Below are 17,272 nucleotides of genomic sequence, written 5' to 3'. Positions count from 1 at the left end.
TTCACAGTGATTTCAGAAGGCGTGCCGCGTGAACCGGCTTGCAAGGCATGGCGTATCTGGCAGCATCAGGATCTGGTTCAAAAGGGGGACGGGGCTGATGGAGCGCATTACCAAGCTTGCCCGTATTTCCGTGACGCGGGCCTGGGGCTTTTGCGGCCTCGCCATCCTGATGGTGATGATGGGCACGGCCTCGCATCCACCCTACTGCTTCACCTTCGGTGCGCTGGGCTGCGGCATCACAGGGCTGATCATGGCGTGGTATGGCCTGACCTATCATCACCGGCGGCGGGTCGAGGATACGGAAGTGTGGATGCTGCTGGCCCCCGAAGACCGCCCGGCCAAGGCGGTTGCCCTGCCGCTCATTGCCACGGCGATGCGCGATGAGCTTCTGGAAAAGGCCTGGTACTCGGCGCGGCTCTGCGGGCTGTTTCTGGTGCTGGCCGCAGCGCTTCAAGGCGTGCGTCTGGTTCTGGGGCCGGCGGGGTGAAGGCAGCGGCCCCAGAGTGGAGTGAAGCGGGTATTTGAAAAAGTCTCAGGCCTTGCCGGTTTTCTCCAGCCGGGCGATGAGGCTGGAGGTGTCCCAGCGGTTGCCGCCCATGTCCTGCACTTCGCCGTAGAACTGGTCCACCAGCGCGGTGACCGGCAGGCGGGCGCCGGTCTGGCGGGCGGTGTCGAGCACGATACCGAGATCCTTCCGCATCCAGTCCACGGCAAAGCCGAAATCGAACTTGCCGTTCAGCATGGTCTCCCAGCGGTTTTCCATCTGCCAGGACTGGGCCGCACCGCCCCTGATGGCGGCGATGACGGCGGGAACGTCGAGGTCTGCCTGCTTGGCAAAATGGATGGCTTCGGCAAGGCCCTGTACCAGACCGGCGATGCAGATCTGGTTGACCATCTTGGTGAGCTGGCCGGCACCCGGTGCGCCCATCAGGCCCACGAACTTGGCAAAGCACTCGATGACGGGCTTGGCGGCGTTGAAGTCTGCCTCCCCGCCGCCGCACATGACGGTGAGAATGCCCTTTTCAGCGCCTGCCTGGCCGCCGGAAACAGGGGCATCGACGAAGCCGCAGCCGGTGGCCTTGGCGGCAGCATGGAGTTCGCGCGCCACTTCTGCGGAGGCGGTGGTGTGGTCGATGAAGATGGCGCCCTTTTTCATGCCGTGGAAGGCGCCGTCCGGCCCGGTGGTAACGGCGCGCAGGTCGTCGTCATTGCCGACGCAGGCGAGAACGAAGTCGCAGCCTTCTGCGGCGTCACGCGGGGTTGCGGCAGACTTGCCGCCGTGTTCTGCCACCCACTTGTCCGCCTTGGCTGCCGTGCGATTGAAGACGGTGACCTCGTGGCCGCCGCGTGAGGCAAGGTAACCGGCCATGGGATAGCCCATGACGCCCAGACCAATGAATGCAACTTTCGCCATGTCAGAACTCCCGGTAAGCGGACTGTTGCGTTTTGCTCGCACAGCCGCGCGCCGGGTGCAACGGATAATCGGCCCGATGACGCTACTTGCCGTGACGCATATGGCGCGTCAGGCGCCGCTCCATCAGGTCCCAGGCGCGGCGGATGAGTTCCACCGCGATGAGATAGGCAACCGCCGCCCAGATATAGGCCTGAAAGTCGAAACTGCGCGAAAACGCCCGGTTTGCCTCGCCCATGATGTCGTAGATGGTGACGATGGAGGAGATGGCCGAGCCCTTGAGCAGCAGGATGATCTCGTTGCCATAGGGACGCAGGGCCACGATTAGCGCCTGCGGCAGGATGACCTTGAAGAAGGTGACACCGCGCGAAAGCCCGAGCGAGAAGGCACCCTCCCACTGGCCTTTCGGCATGGACTGGACGGCGCCGCGCAGGATCTCCGCCTGATAGGCGGCGGTGTTGAGCGCGAAGGTCAGGAGCACGCAATTCCAGGCATCACGGAAGAACCACCACAGGCCAACTGTGTCCAGGGCGCTGCGGAAGGAACCGAGGCCGTAGTAAACGAGGAATACCTGCGCCAGCATGGGGGTGCCCCGGAAGAAATAGACATAGGCATTGCCGAGTGACCTGATGGCGGTGTTTTGCGCCGAGCAGGCCAGCGCCAGCGGCACGGAGAGAGCCGCACCGATGAGGAAGGAGTAGATGGTCAGCTTCAGCGTTACCACCGCGCCGGTGACGTACTTGGGCAGATACTGGCTGGCGAAGGTGCTGAAGAGGTTCTGGCCGAGGTAAATGGCAAGGCCTATGCCACTGACGATCCAGAAGGCCATGAGCACATGACCGGTAATGCGCGCAGCCGTCCAGGGGCGGCGGGCAGCGGCGGGCGGACGGCTGATGGCGGGGGCGGCGGCCGGGCTCATCGGGCCATCTCCGCGCGCTTGGCCCAGCCTTCGGTGCGGCGCAGGACCAGGGAGGACAGGATCGCCAGTGTCAGATAGATGAGGCAGGCGAGACTGTAGAAGAAGAAGGCTTCCTTGGTGTTGCGGGCGGCAATGCCGGTCTGGCGCATGACATCGACAAGACCGACAGCCGACACGAGGGATGTTTCCTTCAGAAGGATCAGCCAGAGATTGGTCAGTCCCGGCAGGGCGAGGCGGATCAACTGCGGCATGACCACGAGACGGAAGGTCTGGAAGCGGCTGAGGCCAAGTGCCTTGCCACCTTCATACTGGCCCTGCGGGATGCCAAGGAAGGCAGAGTGGAACACTTCGCTGGAATAGGCCGAGAACACCAGCGCCAGCGCAATCATGCCGGCAAGGAAGCTGTTAACCTCGATGGTGATGCCATAGCCCATACGCTCGGAGAGCGTCTTGATGGCAATCTGGAAGCCGAAATAGACGAGGAACAGCGTCAGCAGCTCCGGCAGGCCACGGAAAATCGTGGTGTAGATCGTGCTGGCAAGCTGCAGGGACGGCTCGGGCGACTTCTTGCCAAGGGCAATGACAAACCCCAGCAACAGTCCGAAGGGCAGGGTGGCCAGTGCAAGGCTGACCGTGATGAACAGGCCGCCGAGAAGCTCATCGCCCCATCCCGTGGGGCCGTATGCAAGAAGTTCCAGATATTTGTCCATCAGCTGCCCGGACCCTGCGCGTCAGGGGCGCCCGCCCCTGATCCTGGCTTTGCCGGACATGCCATGCTGTCAGGGGACGGACCGGGAGCGCCGGGCAATCCTGCCTGCGCTTTCCGGCCAGTACCTGCATCCGGCGTTCCGGCCACTTGTCGGAAGCGGGGCGGGCAGGATGTAGCCTGCCCGCCCATTCCCCATCAATCGCCGTAAACGTCGAACTCGAAGTACTTGTCGTTGATTTCCTTGTACTTTCCGTTCGCGCGGATGGCGGCAATGGCCGCGTTCAGCTTTTCCTTGAGGTCCTGGTCTTCCTTGCGGATGGCGATGCCGGCGCCTTCGCCGTTGATCACCGGATCTGGCTTCAGAGTGCCAAGGATCTTGCAGCAGGCGCCATCTTCGCTCTTGACCCATTCCGAGAGCACGACAACGTCGTCAATCACGCCATCGATGCGGCCGTTGACGAGGTCAAGCTTGTACTCGTCGGAGGTCGGGTAGAGCTTGAGGTCTGTGGAGGGGAGCTTCACTTCGGCATAGTTGGAATGGGTGGTGGAGCTCTGCGCGCCGATGGCCTTGCCGGCGAGGGCCGCATCGGTGGCTTCCGTCAGCGGGCTGTCCTTCGGCACGGCAATGGCCGGGGGGGTGTTGTAGTACTTGTTGGTGAAGTCGACCTGCTGCTTGCGCTCTTCGGTGATCGACATGGAGGCAATGATGGTGTCGAACTTGCCGGCCTGCAGCGCCGGGATGATGCCGTTCCAGTCGGAGGTGATGAATTCACACTCGACCTTCATTTCGTCGCAGAGCGCCTTGGCAATGTCGATGTCAAAGCCCGTCAGCTGGCCATCGGAGCCCAGAACGTTGAACGGAGGATAGGCGCCTTCCGTGCCCATGCGGATCTTGCTCCAGTCCTTGGCTTCGGCTGCGCCGAATGCGGCAACGGACAGGATTGCAGCGGCGGCAATCGTCTTGATACCCATGTAACTTACCCCTCGCGCCTTGTGTCGCGGCAGCAGGCCGGTGGCGGCTGCTGTGACTCAGGTTGCTTGTTGCTTCATTCATCCGGGCGCGGTCTGCAGCACTTGAGAAAGCAGCGCACCGCAGCGCCCATTGTATGAACATATCCCGGCGAATACGGCTCGCCCAGATGAAAAAACATGCTGGCACAGAAGATGTGCATTGGCATTTTTGCCGGTATCTGCCGGATGACGCAGCGTCCTGCTTGGTCGGTTTGCGGGATCTCAGGCCCAAAAGCCGCTGAAAGGAAGAAAGCGGACCGGGTCCCCCCTGTGGATGGCCGCCGTTTCCTCCGGAATTTCGATGAGGCCGTCCGCCTCCCGGAGGCTTGAGATCAGTCCGGAGCCGGAACGGGGATAAAGCTCTGCATGCACGGAGCCATCGGGGTGTGTGACCAGACGCCCGCGGCTGAACTCCCGCCGCCCGGTCTTGCGCTTCGGCAGGTCGAAGCCGGCCTGCACCTGAAAGCCCTGGACTGGGGCGGCCGTCATTCCGGCGCGGCGCAGCAGCAGGGGGCGGGCATAGAGCAGGAAGGAGACCATCGCCGCCACGGGATTGCCGGGCAGGCCGATGATCAGGCAGTCTCCGGTCCGGCCCGTGATCAGCCTGCGGCCCGGCTTGATGGCAAGGTCGAACACCTGTGCCTCACCGATGCGCTCCAAGACGGCCAGAAGGTGATCTTCCTCGCCGTGGCTGGCTCCGCCGCTGGTGAGAATGACATCGCAGTGCTCCGCCCCTTCAGACAGGGCAAGCTGCAGGGCATCGCGCCGGTCCGGGCAGATGCCAAGATCGGTGATGTCTGCCGGGCAGCTTTCGAGCAGCGATGTCAGCAGAAAATGGTTGGCATCATAGAGCCCGCCCGCGCCAAGGGCGTTGCCGGGGCGGACGAGCTCATCGCCTGTCGAGATCACACCGGCGCGGATCCGGGTGAACACAGGGACCTCTGCTGTGCCGGTTGAGGCGATGGCGGCAAGATCCTGGGCCCGCAGCCGGTGGCCTTGGGCAAGGATCTGCGTGCCTGCCGCCAGATCCTCTCCCGCCAGCCGGCGGTTGGCGCCCTTGGGCAGGCCTGCAGGAACGATAACAACACTCTGGCCGCCGCCGGTCTCAAGGCGGCAGTCTTCCTGCATGGCCACTGTGTCGGCACCTTCCGGCATCACGCCGCCGGTGAAGATGCGGGCAGCTGCCCAAGGCGTCAGGGATTGTGCGGCGGGGTGGCCTGCAGGAATGCGCGTTTCCAGCCGGAAGAAGCCGCCGCAGGGGTCGAAGTCCTGATAGCGGAAGGCGTAGCCATCCACGGCGGAGGTGTCGTGCTGCGGCACGTTGCGCGGGGCCGTGACGGGCGCTGCCAGAATGCGGCCACGCCCTTTGCCAAGGCTGACGGTTTCGTGGCCGGGCGAGGGCAGAGGCAGGCGCCCAAGCAGATCCAGCGCCTCGTCATGGAGCAGCCGCTTGTCATCCGCGCCAAAACAATCCTCACCCCGCATCCGCTTTTCCCGCTGTCCCCGTGCCGCTGTCCCAGTGCCGCCCGTGTGCGGCTGCCCCGAACATTCCCTGCTTTGTGTCTGTGCGCAAGCTGCATCGGGGGCGTGCGTCAAGTGGTCAGGGGGATTTCAGGCCTGAACTCTGCCGGGCCGCGAGGATCCGCTGTGCTTCGGCAAGATCCTCCGGCGTGTTGATGTTGAAGAAGGGATCGGTGCCATCCTCATCGAGCGGAAAATCCACCTCGGCAGCGCCGCATTCGCTCAGGAACTGGCCCACGCGGGCGTTGCCGGCAGCCACCCAGTCCTGCAACTGCGGCAGCAGCGAAACGGGCCAGCAGGCGAACAGCGGATGCCTGCGGCCTTCAGACACGGCTATGGCCGGAGTGTCCGCGCCGCTGGCTGCGGTCAGCCGCTTGACCAGAGCTTCAGGAAAGAAGGGGCCATCACAAGGCACACTGACCAGACGACTGCTTTCCGGCTGGTTTGCCCTTGCGTAAAGCATAGCGGTAATAATACCGACCAGCGGCCCGCCGCGCCCTGGCTGAAAATCGCAGACGGCTGGCAGGTGCAGCGTTTCAGGCAAATTGCCGGGCTCATTACTGATAATTATGACAGTCTCGACTTGCTTCTGAAGCCTTGCTGCCACATGCGAAATCAGCGGAAGTTCCCTAAGTGGAACTGACGGCTTGTGTCCGGATTTCATCCTGGACCCAGCACCTCCTGCAATAATAAAGCCCATGATCATCGTGGTGTCTGACTTTCACATGTTGGAGCTGGCCGTTTTGCAGCGCATTGTTGAACAGGCTTGTTAACTTCACCTAGAGATTTCGCGACGTATTGTTGCGCGATCCAGAACAGGAGCTGTCATGTTTATCTCGACCGTTCGTGCGAAGCTTTTTGGCGGATTTGGCGCATCTGTTGCCGCCCTGCTTGTCGTATCGTACATCGGCTACAGTGGTTTGCAGACTGCTGCCACCTATTTCAGCCAATTCCGTGAAACCGCGAGGCAGAGCCTGACTGGTTATGAGGCGCAGGCCGCGCTGATGGAAGCCCGGCTTGCCGTCTTGCGGTATCAGCTGGAGGAAACTGCGGACAGCGCGGCCCAGGCGAATGACCTGATCGGAAAGATCAGCGCAGGCGCAACGCAGATCGAGGAGGTTTTCGCCGGATCTCCTCTGCTGGACGAGCTGCGGGAACTGATCCAGCAGGTTGACGCCTATCAAGCTGCCTTTGACGAGCTGCGCGCGGTGAATGAGGAAGTTGCCCTCAGCCTTACCCAGGTGAAAGAAGGGGGCGATGCCTTCCGGCAGAGTATGGCAGGCGTGATGCAGAAGGCCATTGAGGAGCAGAATTATCCCGCTCTGGAAACGGTGGCTCCTGCCATGCAGGAGTTTCTGCTGGCGCGTATTTATGTCGAGCGTTACGCGAGCGGCGGAAATGCGGACGACCTGAACGAGGCCATGAATTATTACGATGAGGCCACGTCCCTGCTTCAGCGGCTGCAGTTTGCCCAGAAGTCGCCCGAGCTGAACCGGCTTGTGGCACCGCTGCCCGCGCAGATGGAAGAGGTGATCAGCGAGGCGTCCTATCTGGAAATCGCTATTTCCAAAGCCGCTGACATTCGCAAGAACAAGCTCGACGTGCTTGGGCCGCTGATCATGTCCGGATATCAGGCGGCTGTCGACAAGTTGATCGATGCGCAGAACGAAATGGGCCCGGTGGCAGAAGCCGGCATTGAAAACACGAGTTCGACGACGCTGATGCTGGCGAGCCTCTTCACTCTGGTGATGGCAGCCATCGCGGTGTTCCTGGGCACATCCATTTCCCGCGCCATCAACGCGATCACTGAATGCATGCGGGCCATTGCGGCGGGCGACCTGACCATGAGGGTTTTCGGAGCGGGCCGTTCCGACGAAATCGGCAAGATGGCTGCCGCAGTGCAGGTCTTCCAGGCCAATGGCATCGAGAAAGAGCAGCTTGAGCGTGAGCAGGCCGCTGTCAAGGAACAGCAGGAAGTAGAGCGCCGCAGGTTGATGAATGAACTGGCTGACAGCTTCGAACGTGCTGTCGGAGGGATTGTTGATACCGTGTCTTCCGCATCGCGGGAAATGCAGGCTGCGGCGAACACGCTAAGTGCCTCGGCCGAACAGACGTCACATCAGTCTACGGCCGTTTCCGCAGCATCGGAAGAGGCGGCGGTCAATGTGCAGACAGTTGCAGCTGCCACCGAGCAATTGGCAGCCTCCGTGCGCGAGATCGGCCGCCAGGCGGAGGAATCCTCGAGCATGTCGCACCGGGCTGTCGGGGACACCCAGACCGCCAGCGAACGCATTGCCTTCCTGTCCTCGGCCTCGCAGAAAATCGGCGATGTGCTGAGCATGATTTCGGACATTGCAGGCCAGACGAACCTGCTGGCCCTGAACGCGACCATTGAGGCAGCGCGCGCCGGTGAGGCTGGCAAGGGGTTCGCGGTTGTGGCAACGGAAGTGAAGGCTCTTGCCGAGCAGACGTCCCGGGCCACGCAGGAAATCTCTGGACAGATTGCGGAGATCCAGGCAGCGACGAACGCCTCTGTTGATGCGATTCAGAACGTCGGGGATACGATTGCGCGATTGAACGGCATCGCTGCAACCATCGCAGCTGCGGTGGAGGAGCAGAATGCCGCCGCGCTTGAAATTGCCCGCAACGTGCAGCAGGCGTCGGCCGGTACGGTGGAAGTCTCCTCCAACATCACCGGCGTCAGCCGCGCTGCCGAAGAGACGGGGGCTGCAGCTTCAGAAGTTCTGGGTTCCGCAGGCGGACTTGCCAGGGACGCAGAAACCCTCAAGGTCGAGGTCGCCCGCTTCATCGCGCAGGTGCGCGCCGCGTAATACCAAGGCTTTCAATTGCTGACGCATCATGCCTTGAAAATGCTCAAGCGCCGCACGGGCTTATGATGCTGACGCATCATCGCCTGATAGGCCTGGACGCCGCAGGGGCCTGAGCCCTGCGTAAAACGTGACATCTATCAAGCGCTGATATCAGACGCAGCACAGGGCCGGGCAGCAATGTCCGGCTTTTTGCTGTTTGCTGCGGGTCCGGCTGCGTGCGGCTCCCGTAGGGAGGGCGAGGCGATGCCTAGCGGTCAGGTTTTTTTGCCGCAGGTGCTTGCCGTACCGCTGTTCCAGATGTCAGGCTTGCAACTTTTGGTGATTATCGCAAAAGTTTACAATAGTTAAAATTAACAGTAACTCTAAGTCAGGTTTTCTCTGGCGGACCATGTGAAGCTAGCTTTCGGTAACCTAGGATAACTTTTCGTCGCCAAAGGAAAAATTGCAATAAATCCGAGCTGCGCACGTCATTTCTGCTGCTGTCTATGGCGGGTGATCGGAAAGGTCAAGTTTTCCGCCAGTTTTTTGTAGACATATGACGGAAGAGTTGATTTGGCGCCGGGGGCGGCGATCTTTCTGTGATGAGTATGAATGATTTTCATTCCGTAGAGTTTGTTCTGTGTATTTTTTAAATGTGACTTTTATTATTATTTGTATATTGGAGTAAAATTCGACCAGTTTTCGTTTTTTTGGGCTCTATTTTGCTGGGTGAGGTGTGATTGTTCCGTATTTTTAGATTTAAATCGTGATGTTAACCATGTTTATATTGTTTTGGCGCAGTCTGCAGAGACCTGTTAACCGGGGGTTCTAATGCTAAATCTCACTGTGCGATCCAAACTCTTCGGCGGCTTCGGTCTATCTGTCGCTGCACTCCTTGCGGTCTCCTGGCTCGGCTATAATGGCCTGCAGACCGCCTCCAGTTATTTCGATGACTACCGGGCAGCGGCCCGGCAGTCGCTTGTGATTTCTGAATCGGCCACGACCCTGACGGAGGCTCGTCTGGCTGTTGTCCGTTATGCGCTGTCGCCCAATGACACGGATGGGCAGCGGGCCGAGAAACTGCTGTCCGATCTCAAGGCCAGCAAGGCGCAGGTCAGCCAGTTCTTTGCGGGCTCCCCTCAGCTTGCCGAGTTGCAGGCGCTTGAAAGCGATGTTGTCGCATATGAGCGGGCTTTCCTTGATTTCCGCACCTCTAACGCTGCTGCAACGAAAGGGCTTGAAGGACTGCAGAAAGACGGCGCGGAATTCCGTGCGCTTCTGACGGAGACCATCGAGACGGCGATCACCGAAGAAAATGCTGCCGTTCTGGCGGCTGCGGCGCGCACGCTGCAGGAGTTTCTGCTCGCCCGGGTGTTCATGGAACGCTATGGCCTTGCTGCCGATCCGGCTGACCTGACCTCGGCCAAGACCCGCTATGCAAATGTGGAGCCGCTGCTGAAGACGGTTGTTGCGGCGCAGCAGAGCGCCAAATTGTCTCAGCTGACAGCCAAACTTGCGGTGGAATTCGAGCAGGTGCGCCAGCAGGCGGCTGCCGTTGAAACCGGCGTTGTGGCCCAGCAGGAGGCGCTGACCGAGCGGATCTTCAAGATCGGTCCAGCCATTTCCACGGCCTATCAAACCGTTAGCAATGAAGTGATTGCAGTGCAGAATGAAGTGGGGCCGAAGGCCTCTGCCGGGATCGACAGCACCCTGTCCACGACCCTGACGCTGGCCAGCATCTTCACGCTGGTGATGACGGCGATTGCTGTCTTCCTCGGCATGTCCATCTCGCGCGCCATCTCTGCGATCACGGACTGCATGCGGGCGGTTGCAGCTGGCAACCTGACGATGAAGGTCTTCGGCTCTGGCCGCTCTGATGAGATCGGCGAGATGGCAGCAGCTGTCGAGGTGTTCCAGGCCAATGGCATCGAGAAGGAACGGCTTGAAAGTGAGCAGGCCGCCGTCAAGGGGCAGCAGGAGGCCGAGCGCCGCCGGATGATGAACGAACTGGCCGATAGTTTTGAGCGGGCAGTTGGCGGCATCGTCGAGACGGTGTCTGCTGCCGCGCAGGAAATGCAGGCTGCGGCCAACACGCTGAGCGCTTCTGCCGAAGAAACGGCCCAGCAGTCCACCGCGGTGTCGGCGGCGTCCGAAGAAGCTGCAGCCAATGTGCAGACCGTGGCCTCGGCGACCGAACAGCTGGCAGCCTCGGTAAACGAGATCGGCCGCCGGGCGGAAGAATCCTCCAGCATGTCCCAGCGGGCCGTTGGCGATACCCAGACCGCCAGCGAACGCATTGCCTTCCTGTCTTCGGCTTCGCAGAAGATCGGCGATGTGCTGAACATGATCTCGGAGATTGCCGGCCAGACCAACCTGCTGGCACTGAACGCCACCATTGAAGCGGCCCGTGCCGGTGAGGCTGGCCGTGGCTTCGCGGTCGTGGCTTCGGAAGTGAAGGCGCTGGCGGAACAGACGTCCCGCGCCACGCAGGAAATCTCCGGCCAGATTGCCGAGATCCAGTCCGCGACCAATGCCTCGGTGGATGCGATCGAGAATGTCGGTGAAACCATCGCCAAGCTGAACGGCATCGCCTCGACGATTGCCGCTGCGGTGGAAGAGCAGAACGCAGCCACTTCGGAAATCGCCCGCAACGTGCAGCAGGCCTCGGCCGGCACGGTGGAAGTCTCCTCCAACATCACCGGCGTCAGCCGCGCGGCGGAAGAGACCGGGGCTGCCGCATCGCAGGTTCTGGGCTCGGCCGGTGGCCTTGCCAAGGACGCGGAGACGCTGAAGATGGAAGTCACCCGCTTCATCGCACAGGTGCGCGCGGCGTAAGTCTCAGGCGATCACGTCAAACAGCAAAGGCCGGGCAGCAATGCCCGGCCTTTGTGTCTTCTCAGCCTTCGGCTTCCTCGCGCAGCATTTCCAGTTCCAGCCACTGCTCTTCGGCCGCATCCCTTTCGCCAGTGAGGCGGGTGATTTCGGCGGAGAGCTTGGCGAAACGGTCCGGGTTCTTTGCGTAGAGGTTCGGATCGGCCATCTCGGCCTGCAGCTTTTCCAGCTTCTTCGTCAGGCTGTCGACAGTCTCCGGCAGGGTCTTGAGGAGATGCAGCTGGGTGAAGGAGAGCTTCACCTTTGACGAGGATTTGGCTTCGGTGGCAGCCGGGGCAGGGGCTTTTTCGGCCTTTGCTGCTTTCTCGGCCTTGCGGGCGGTCACGCCATCGCCGCGCTGTGCCACCATGTCGGAATAGCCGCCGGCATATTCCTGCCACTTGCCGTTGCCTTCCGAGACAATCACAGACGTGGCAACGCGGTCGAGGAAGTCACGGTCGTGCGAGACGAGGAGCACGGTGCCTTCGTAGTCGCTCAGCAGTTCCTGCAGGAGATCCAGCGTCTCAAGGTCGAGATCGTTGGTCGGCTCGTCGAGCACCATCAGATTGGACGGGCTGGCGAGGGCACGGGCAAGCATGGCACGGGCGCGCTCGCCGCCAGACAGGACACCGACCGGTGTGCGGGCCTGTTCGGGAGCGAAGAGGAAGTCCTTCATGTAGGACATGACGTGCTTCGTCTCGGTGCCCAGAACCACCGTATCGCCGCGCCCGCCGGTGAGGACGGTGGCCAGCGTGTCGAGCGGGTTGAGGTTCTCGCGCTTCTGGTCGAGGGTGACCATCTGCAGGTTGGTGCCAAGGCGCAAGGTGCCGCTGTCCGGCTCCAGCTCCCCGGTCAGCATCTTGAGAAGCGTGGTCTTGCCGGCACCATTGGCGCCGATGAGGCCGATGCGGTCGCCGCGCTGGACGCGGCTGGAGAAGTTCGAGACGATGGAGCGCTCGCCATATCCCTTGGAAATGGACTTGGCCTCGATCACCAGCTTGCCGGATGTCTCGCCTTCGGTGGCTGCCAGCTTGGCGGTGCCCTGCGGGCCACGGTGGTTGCGGGCCTTGTCGCGCAGGTCTGCCAGCTCGCGCACGCGGCGCATGTTGCGCTTGCGCCGGGCGGTGACGCCGTAGCGCATCCAGTGCTCTTCGCGCTTGATCTGCTGGGCGAGCTTCTGCTGGTCGCGTTCTTCCTGCTCGAAAAGCTCGTCGCGCCAGGCCTCGAAATGCTCGAAGCCCCGCTCCATCCGCCGCGACGTGCCCCGGTCGATCCAGACGGTGGCGCGGGAGAGATTCTCGAGGAAGCGCCGGTCGTGTGAAATGAGAACGATGGCAGATTTGAGGCTCTTCAGCTCCGTTTCCAGCCACTCGATGGCCGGAAGGTCAAGATGGTTGGTCGGCTCGTCGAGGAGAAGGATGTCCGGCTCCGGCGCCAGCGTGCGGGCGAGGGCCGCACGGCGTGCTTCACCGCCGGACAGGCTATTCGGGTTTTCCGTGCCGGTGAGGCCAAGGACTTCCAGCAGGTAGGGCGCGCGGTACGGATCATCACCGGGAGCAAGGCCTGCGGTCACATAGTCGAGCACCGTTTCATAGGCAGACAGATCCGGTTCCTGCGGCAGGTAACGGATGGTGCGGCCGGGCTGCACGAAAATCTCGCCGTTGTCGGCCTCGATCATGCCGGCTGCAATCTTCAGCAGGGTGGACTTGCCCGAACCGTTGCGCCCGACAAGGCAGAGCCGGTCGCCTTCCGAAACGCTGAGTTCGGCTCCGGTCAGGAGAGGTGTGGCGCCGAAAGTGAGATGAATGTCACGCAGGATGAGAAGCGGAGGGGCCATGTGGTCCTGTCAAACGTCGAGTGCCGGAACGCTGCCGGTTGATGGCGGCGTGAAAATACGGCGCAGAGGAACGCCATCTTGGCCCGCCATGCAAGAGGGAAACGGTCCAGGGGGCGAATCTCTGCCTTAAACCCAAGGTGTACCGTGAAAGGGTGCCCAAACGGCAGAAAACTGCCGGTAATGACCTGCTTTGAATGTAGGCATGGCGATTGTTTGAGCGGAATGCATAAATTTTCAGAGGGGGAAAAATTTTTCGGATGACTGGCGCTGCCGAAAAGAATCCGTTTTTTTACCCTCCTGCAACCTAGGTTCCCCTGTGGCAGGGTTGAACAGGGTGGGGCTGCATGGGAACGTGCCACCGCACCGGCACCAGGTGCTCTTCAAGTGTTGAAGAGGGGAGACTAAAATGTTCAAGTCCGCAAGGATGACTGCGCTCGCCGCCGCGCTTCTGGCTGCAACCTCCTTCTCTGCCATGGCGGAGATGGTCTATCACCGTGGCAATTCCGCTGATCCGGAAACGCTGGATCAGCACAAGACCTCGACGGTCTATGAAGGCAACATCATGCGCGACCTTTACGAGGGTCTTGTTGCCTACAGCGCTGCCGGCAAGATCATCCCGGGCGTTGCAGAGAGCTGGACCCAGTCTGAAGATGGCAAGACCTTCACATTCAAGCTGCGCGACAACGCCAAGTGGTCGAACGGCGATCCGGTCACGGCTGGCGATTTCGTGTTTTCGCTCCGCCGTATCATGAACCCGGAGACGGGCGCGAAATACGCGACCATCCTCTATCCGATCCTGAATGCCGAGGCGATCAACAAGGGCGAGAAGCAGGGTGAAGAGCTGGGTGTGAAGGCGGTTGATGACCACACGCTGGAAATCACGCTCGCTCAGGCGACACCTTACTTCGTCGATCTGCTGGCCCACCAGACCGGCCTGCCGGTGCATCCGGCCAGCGTCGAGAAGTTCGGCACCGACTTCGTGAAGGCAGGCAACATGGTGTCGAATGGCGCCTATACGCTGGCCGAGTTCACGCCGAACGCCCAGATCAAGATGGTGAAGAACCCGAACTTCCACGATGCTGCCAATGTGGCGATCGACACGGTGTTCTACTACCCGACGGAAGACCGTGGCGCGGCACTGCGCCGGTTCCAGGCGGGTGAACTGCATTCCAACGACGACGTGCCGACCGAGCAGATGGCTTTCATCAAGAAGGAACTGGCTGATCAGTTCAAGCCCGCTCCCTATCTGGGCACCTACTATTACGCCCTCAACATGAAGGATGAGGCGCTGGCCAAGCCGGAAGTGCGTCAGGCGCTGTCAATGGCCATCGACCGCGAGTTCCTTGCGGACGAGATCTGGGGCGGTACGATGATCGCGGGCTATTCGCTGGTTCCTCCGGGTATCAACAATTATGGCGAGCCGGCCTACGCGGACTACAAGGATCTGCCGCAGATCGACCGCGAAGAGAAGGCCATCGAGCTGATGAAGCAGGCGGGTTATGGCCCGGACAAGCCGCTGAAGCTGACGATCAACTACAACACCTCCGAGAACCACAAGAACACGGCTGTTGCCATTGCCGACATGTGGAAGCCGCTGGGTGTGGAAGTTTCGCTGGTGAACACGGACACCGCGACCCACTACGCCATGCTGCGTGACAAGAAGGACTTCGACGTCGCCCGTGCCGGCTGGATCGGCGACTATTCCGATCCGCAGAATTTCCTGTTCCTGGTTGAGTCCGGCAACGCCGGCTTCAACTACGCGAACTACGACAATCCGGACTATGACAAGCTGATGGACGAGGCTGCCGCCACGACGGACCTCGAAAAGCGCGCTGCCATCCTCAAGGAGGCAGAGACCATCTTCATGCGCGATCTGCCTTTCATCCCGATGCTCTACTATGCGTCCAAGAACCTCGTCTCGCCGAAGCTGAAGGGCTTCGAGACGAACCTCATGGATGTGCATCCGACCCGCTGGATGAGCATTTCCGAGTAAGACAGGACAAAGGCCAGCTGCAGTTCCCGCAAGGGGGGGCAGCTGGCCGCTTTGCGTCATGACGGGCGCTGCCCTGCAGCTTCAAGGCTGCCGGGCAGCGTTTCCCGCTGGCGAAGGAAAGGTCTGGGCATGTTGCGTTACGTGCTTGAACGGCTGCTGGGAGCAATCCCGACGCTCTTTTTCATTGTTACGATCTCCTTCTTCCTGATCCGCATCGCGCCGGGCGGGCCCTTCGATCTGGAGCGGCCGCTGGAAGCCAAGGTGATGGAGAACCTCAACCGGATCTATCATCTGAATGAACCGCTCTGGAACCAGTACCTGATCTATCTGAAGAATATCGCGGTTCTGGATTTCGGCCCCAGCTTCTACTTCCGTGATTTTTCGATCAACGAGCTGTTTGCAGCCAGTCTGCCGATCTCCATCCAGCTTGGCCTGAGCGCGCTGGTGCTGGCGCTGATCGTTGGCGGTGTGCTGGGTGTGATTGCGGCGCTGCGTCAGAACCACGGCCTTGATTATTCCGTGATGGCAGCCGCAACGCTGGGGGTGACCATTCCGAACTTCGTGGTGGCACCGGTGCTGCAGCTGGTGCTGGGCGTCAACTTCGGCTGGCTGCCGGTCGGAGGATGGGCGGCTGGCAACTACGTCTATGCAATCCTGCCCGTGGTGACACTGGCGCTGCCGCAGATTGCCGTGGTGGCGCGCCTGACGCGCGGCTCGATGATCGAGGCGCTGCGCTCCAACCATGTGCGCACGGCGCGGGCCTATGGACTGTCGGCCTATACGGTCATCGTGGTGCATGCCCTGCGCGGGGCACTGCTGCCGGTGGTTTCCTATCTCGGGCCGGCCGCCGCTGCGCTGCTGACCGGATCGGTGGTGGTGGAAACCATCTTCGGCATTCCCGGCATTGGCCGCTACTTCGTGCAAGGGGCACTCAACCGCGACTACACGCTCGTCATGGGCACCGTGGTCATCGTTGCCTGCTTCGTCATTCTTTTCAATCTCGTCGTGGATCTGCTCTATGCACTGCTTGATCCGCGCGTGCGTTTCGACTGAGGACCAGCCATGAGCCTGACTTCCTCTGCAAGCGGACCGCAGCCGGTGAAAGGCCGCTCCCTGTGGGATGACGCGCGTGACCGGCTGAAGGCCAACCGGGCGGCGGTTGCCAGCATGATCGTGCTGGCCGTGGTCACCCTTGTTTCCATCATCGGGCCTTATCTGTCGCCGCATGGCTTCGATCAGGTCTACCGTGACTTCGTGAAAGTGCCCGCGAGCCTTCAGTCCTATCCGCTGCCTGAACAGGTGGAGCCGGGGCTGATGAGCGTGCTGCGCCGGGCGCGGCTTCAAGCCGAGAACTATCAGCGGGATGGGGACACGGTGAGCGTGCGGCTGATCTCCTCGCGCGAGATCGATCCGCGCTCGGTGCAGTATGTGGACCGCAGCGATTACTTCCAGAATGCCCGTCTTGAGGACATGGCCGCCGATGGCAAGTCGGTGACGCTGAAGGCGGACGTGCGCAAGCTGCATTTCTACTTCGGCACGGACGCCAATGGCCGCGACCTGATGACCCGCACGATGATCGCAGGCCGCGTATCAATGACCATCGGCCTGCTGGCAACTGTGGTGGCCATCTCCATCGGCGTCATCTATGGCGCAACCTCCGGCTATCTGGGCGGCCGGGTGGACCAGGTGATGATGCGCATCGTCGATGTGCTCTATTCGCTGCCGTTCATCTTCTTCGTCATCATGCTGGTGGTGTTCTTCGGCCGGAACTTCGTGCTGATGTTCATTGCCGTGGGCGCGGTGGAGTGGCTGGACATGGCCCGCATCGTGCGCGGGCAGACGCTGACCATCAAGCGGCAGGAATATGTGCAGGCGGCCGAAGCCATGGGCGTTGGCAATGCCGGCATCCTGCGCCGCCATGTCATCCCCAACACGCTGGGGCCGGTGGTGGTCTACATGACGCTGCTGGTGCCGAAGGTGATCCTGCTGGAGAGTTTCCTCTCCTTCCTCGGCCTTGGCGTCCAGGAGCCGATGACGAGCTGGGGCGTGCTGATTTCGGAAGGCGCGCGCAACCTGCAGGGCGGCGTCTGGCTGCTGGTGTTCCCCTCGATCTTCCTGACCTCGACGCTGTTTGCGCTGAATTTCATCGGCGATGGCCTGCGCGATGCGCTTGATCCGAAGGACCGCTGA

General features: G+C 61.4%; 13 protein-coding genes. 6 read left to right on the top strand and 7 right to left on the bottom strand.

Annotated features, from left to right (window positions below):
• Positions 1-97: 97 nt before the first annotated feature.
• Complete coding sequence (locus tag H163_RS0101655) at positions 98-487, top strand: hypothetical protein (protein ID WP_019962798.1); 390 nt, start codon at positions 98-100, stop codon at positions 485-487.
• A gap of 45 nt (positions 488-532) precedes the next feature.
• Here H163_RS0101655 and H163_RS0101650 read toward each other — a convergent pair whose 3' ends face one another.
• From H163_RS0101650 to mobA, 6 genes are all read right to left on the bottom strand, one after another.
• Positions 533-1,414: an NAD(P)-dependent oxidoreductase gene (locus H163_RS0101650; protein WP_019962797.1), complete on the bottom strand. Its 882-nt coding sequence runs from the start codon at positions 1,412-1,414 to the stop codon at positions 533-535.
• Between the two features lie 82 nt (positions 1,415-1,496).
• Positions 1,497-2,330 (bottom strand): ABC transporter permease, encoded by an 834-nt coding sequence (locus H163_RS0101645; protein ID WP_019962796.1) that lies wholly within the window; start codon positions 2,328-2,330, stop codon positions 1,497-1,499.
• A complete protein-coding gene (locus H163_RS0101640) occupies positions 2,327-3,040 on the bottom strand; it encodes an ABC transporter permease (RefSeq protein ID WP_019962795.1) in 714 nt (237 codons plus the stop codon). Before H163_RS0101640 ends, H163_RS0101645 begins: the two co-directional genes overlap by 4 nt.
• Before the next feature lie 194 nt (positions 3,041-3,234).
• Positions 3,235-4,011 (bottom strand): ABC transporter substrate-binding protein, encoded by a 777-nt coding sequence (locus H163_RS0101635; protein ID WP_019962794.1) that lies wholly within the window; start codon positions 4,009-4,011, stop codon positions 3,235-3,237.
• A 261-nt stretch (positions 4,012-4,272) separates the two neighbouring features.
• Entirely contained in the window at positions 4,273-5,535 is a 1,263-nt protein-coding gene (locus H163_RS0101630; protein ID WP_019962793.1) for a molybdopterin molybdotransferase MoeA, read from the bottom strand.
• Positions 5,536-5,650: 115 nt separating this feature from the next.
• Entirely contained in the window at positions 5,651-6,277 is a 627-nt protein-coding gene (mobA, locus tag H163_RS23880) for a molybdenum cofactor guanylyltransferase MobA (protein ID WP_026355337.1), read from the bottom strand.
• Positions 6,278-6,398: 121 nt separating this feature from the next.
• Between mobA and H163_RS23520 the strand changes: the two genes are divergently transcribed.
• Both H163_RS23520 and H163_RS23515 read left to right on the top strand, forming a co-directional pair.
• Entirely contained in the window at positions 6,399-8,402 is a 2,004-nt protein-coding gene (locus H163_RS23520) for a HAMP domain-containing methyl-accepting chemotaxis protein (RefSeq protein ID WP_019962791.1), read from the top strand.
• Positions 8,403-9,212: 810 nt separating this feature from the next.
• Positions 9,213-11,216 carry a HAMP domain-containing methyl-accepting chemotaxis protein gene (locus H163_RS23515; RefSeq protein ID WP_019962789.1) on the top strand — a complete coding sequence of 668 codons (2,004 nt, stop codon included), beginning with the start codon at positions 9,213-9,215 and terminating at the stop codon, positions 11,214-11,216.
• A 61-nt stretch (positions 11,217-11,277) separates the two neighbouring features.
• Here the strand turns inward: H163_RS23515 and H163_RS0101605 are convergent, their stop codons facing one another.
• Positions 11,278-13,089 (bottom strand): ABC-F family ATP-binding cassette domain-containing protein, encoded by a 1,812-nt coding sequence (locus H163_RS0101605; RefSeq protein ID WP_019962788.1) that lies wholly within the window; start codon positions 13,087-13,089, stop codon positions 11,278-11,280.
• A 406-nt stretch (positions 13,090-13,495) separates the two neighbouring features.
• Here H163_RS0101605 and H163_RS0101600 point away from each other — a divergent pair, with 406 nt between their 5' ends.
• The 3 genes from H163_RS0101600 (at position 13,496) to H163_RS0101590 (ending at position 17,272) form a co-directional block, all read left to right on the top strand.
• The gene (locus H163_RS0101600) at positions 13,496-15,082 is read left to right on the top strand and encodes a peptide ABC transporter substrate-binding protein (protein WP_019962787.1); all 1,587 of its coding nucleotides are present in this window, start codon (positions 13,496-13,498) and stop codon (positions 15,080-15,082) included.
• Positions 15,083-15,211: 129 nt separating this feature from the next.
• Positions 15,212-16,135 carry an oligopeptide ABC transporter permease OppB gene (oppB, locus tag H163_RS0101595; protein WP_019962786.1) on the top strand — a complete coding sequence of 308 codons (924 nt, stop codon included), beginning with the start codon at positions 15,212-15,214 and terminating at the stop codon, positions 16,133-16,135.
• Between the two features lie 9 nt (positions 16,136-16,144).
• Entirely contained in the window at positions 16,145-17,272 is a 1,128-nt protein-coding gene (locus H163_RS0101590) for an ABC transporter permease subunit (protein ID WP_019962785.1), read from the top strand.

The sequence above is a fragment of the Pannonibacter phragmitetus DSM 14782 genome (assembly GCF_000382365.1).
GTDB classification, from domain to species: domain Bacteria; phylum Pseudomonadota; class Alphaproteobacteria; order Rhizobiales; family Stappiaceae; genus Pannonibacter; species Pannonibacter phragmitetus.
Note: the sequence above shows the minus strand (reverse complement) of the source record. Positions and strands in the feature narration are given on the sequence as shown.

Coding starts and splice junctions, on each gene's coding strand:
- H163_RS0101600 (WP_019962787.1), top strand. CDS start 13,496: ATGTTCAAGTCCGCAAGGATGACTGCGCTCGCCGCCGCGCTTCTGGCT.
- H163_RS23520 (WP_019962791.1), top strand. CDS start 6,399: ATGTTTATCTCGACCGTTCGTGCGAAGCTTTTTGGCGGATTTGGCGCA.
- H163_RS0101645 (WP_019962796.1), bottom strand. CDS start 2,330: ATGAGCCCGGCCGCCGCCCCCGCCATCAGCCGTCCGCCCGCCGCTGCC.
- oppB (WP_019962786.1), top strand. CDS start 15,212: ATGTTGCGTTACGTGCTTGAACGGCTGCTGGGAGCAATCCCGACGCTC.
- H163_RS0101630 (WP_019962793.1), bottom strand. CDS start 5,535: ATGCGGGGTGAGGATTGTTTTGGCGCGGATGACAAGCGGCTGCTCCAT.
- H163_RS0101605 (WP_019962788.1), bottom strand. CDS start 13,089: ATGGCCCCTCCGCTTCTCATCCTGCGTGACATTCATCTCACTTTCGGC.
- H163_RS0101655 (WP_019962798.1), top strand. CDS start 98: ATGGAGCGCATTACCAAGCTTGCCCGTATTTCCGTGACGCGGGCCTGG.
- H163_RS23515 (WP_019962789.1), top strand. CDS start 9,213: ATGCTAAATCTCACTGTGCGATCCAAACTCTTCGGCGGCTTCGGTCTA.
- H163_RS0101590 (WP_019962785.1), top strand. CDS start 16,145: ATGAGCCTGACTTCCTCTGCAAGCGGACCGCAGCCGGTGAAAGGCCGC.
- H163_RS0101640 (WP_019962795.1), bottom strand. CDS start 3,040: ATGGACAAATATCTGGAACTTCTTGCATACGGCCCCACGGGATGGGGC.
- mobA (WP_026355337.1), bottom strand. CDS start 6,277: ATGATCATGGGCTTTATTATTGCAGGAGGTGCTGGGTCCAGGATGAAA.
- H163_RS0101635 (WP_019962794.1), bottom strand. CDS start 4,011: ATGGGTATCAAGACGATTGCCGCCGCTGCAATCCTGTCCGTTGCCGCA.
- H163_RS0101650 (WP_019962797.1), bottom strand. CDS start 1,414: ATGGCGAAAGTTGCATTCATTGGTCTGGGCGTCATGGGCTATCCCATG.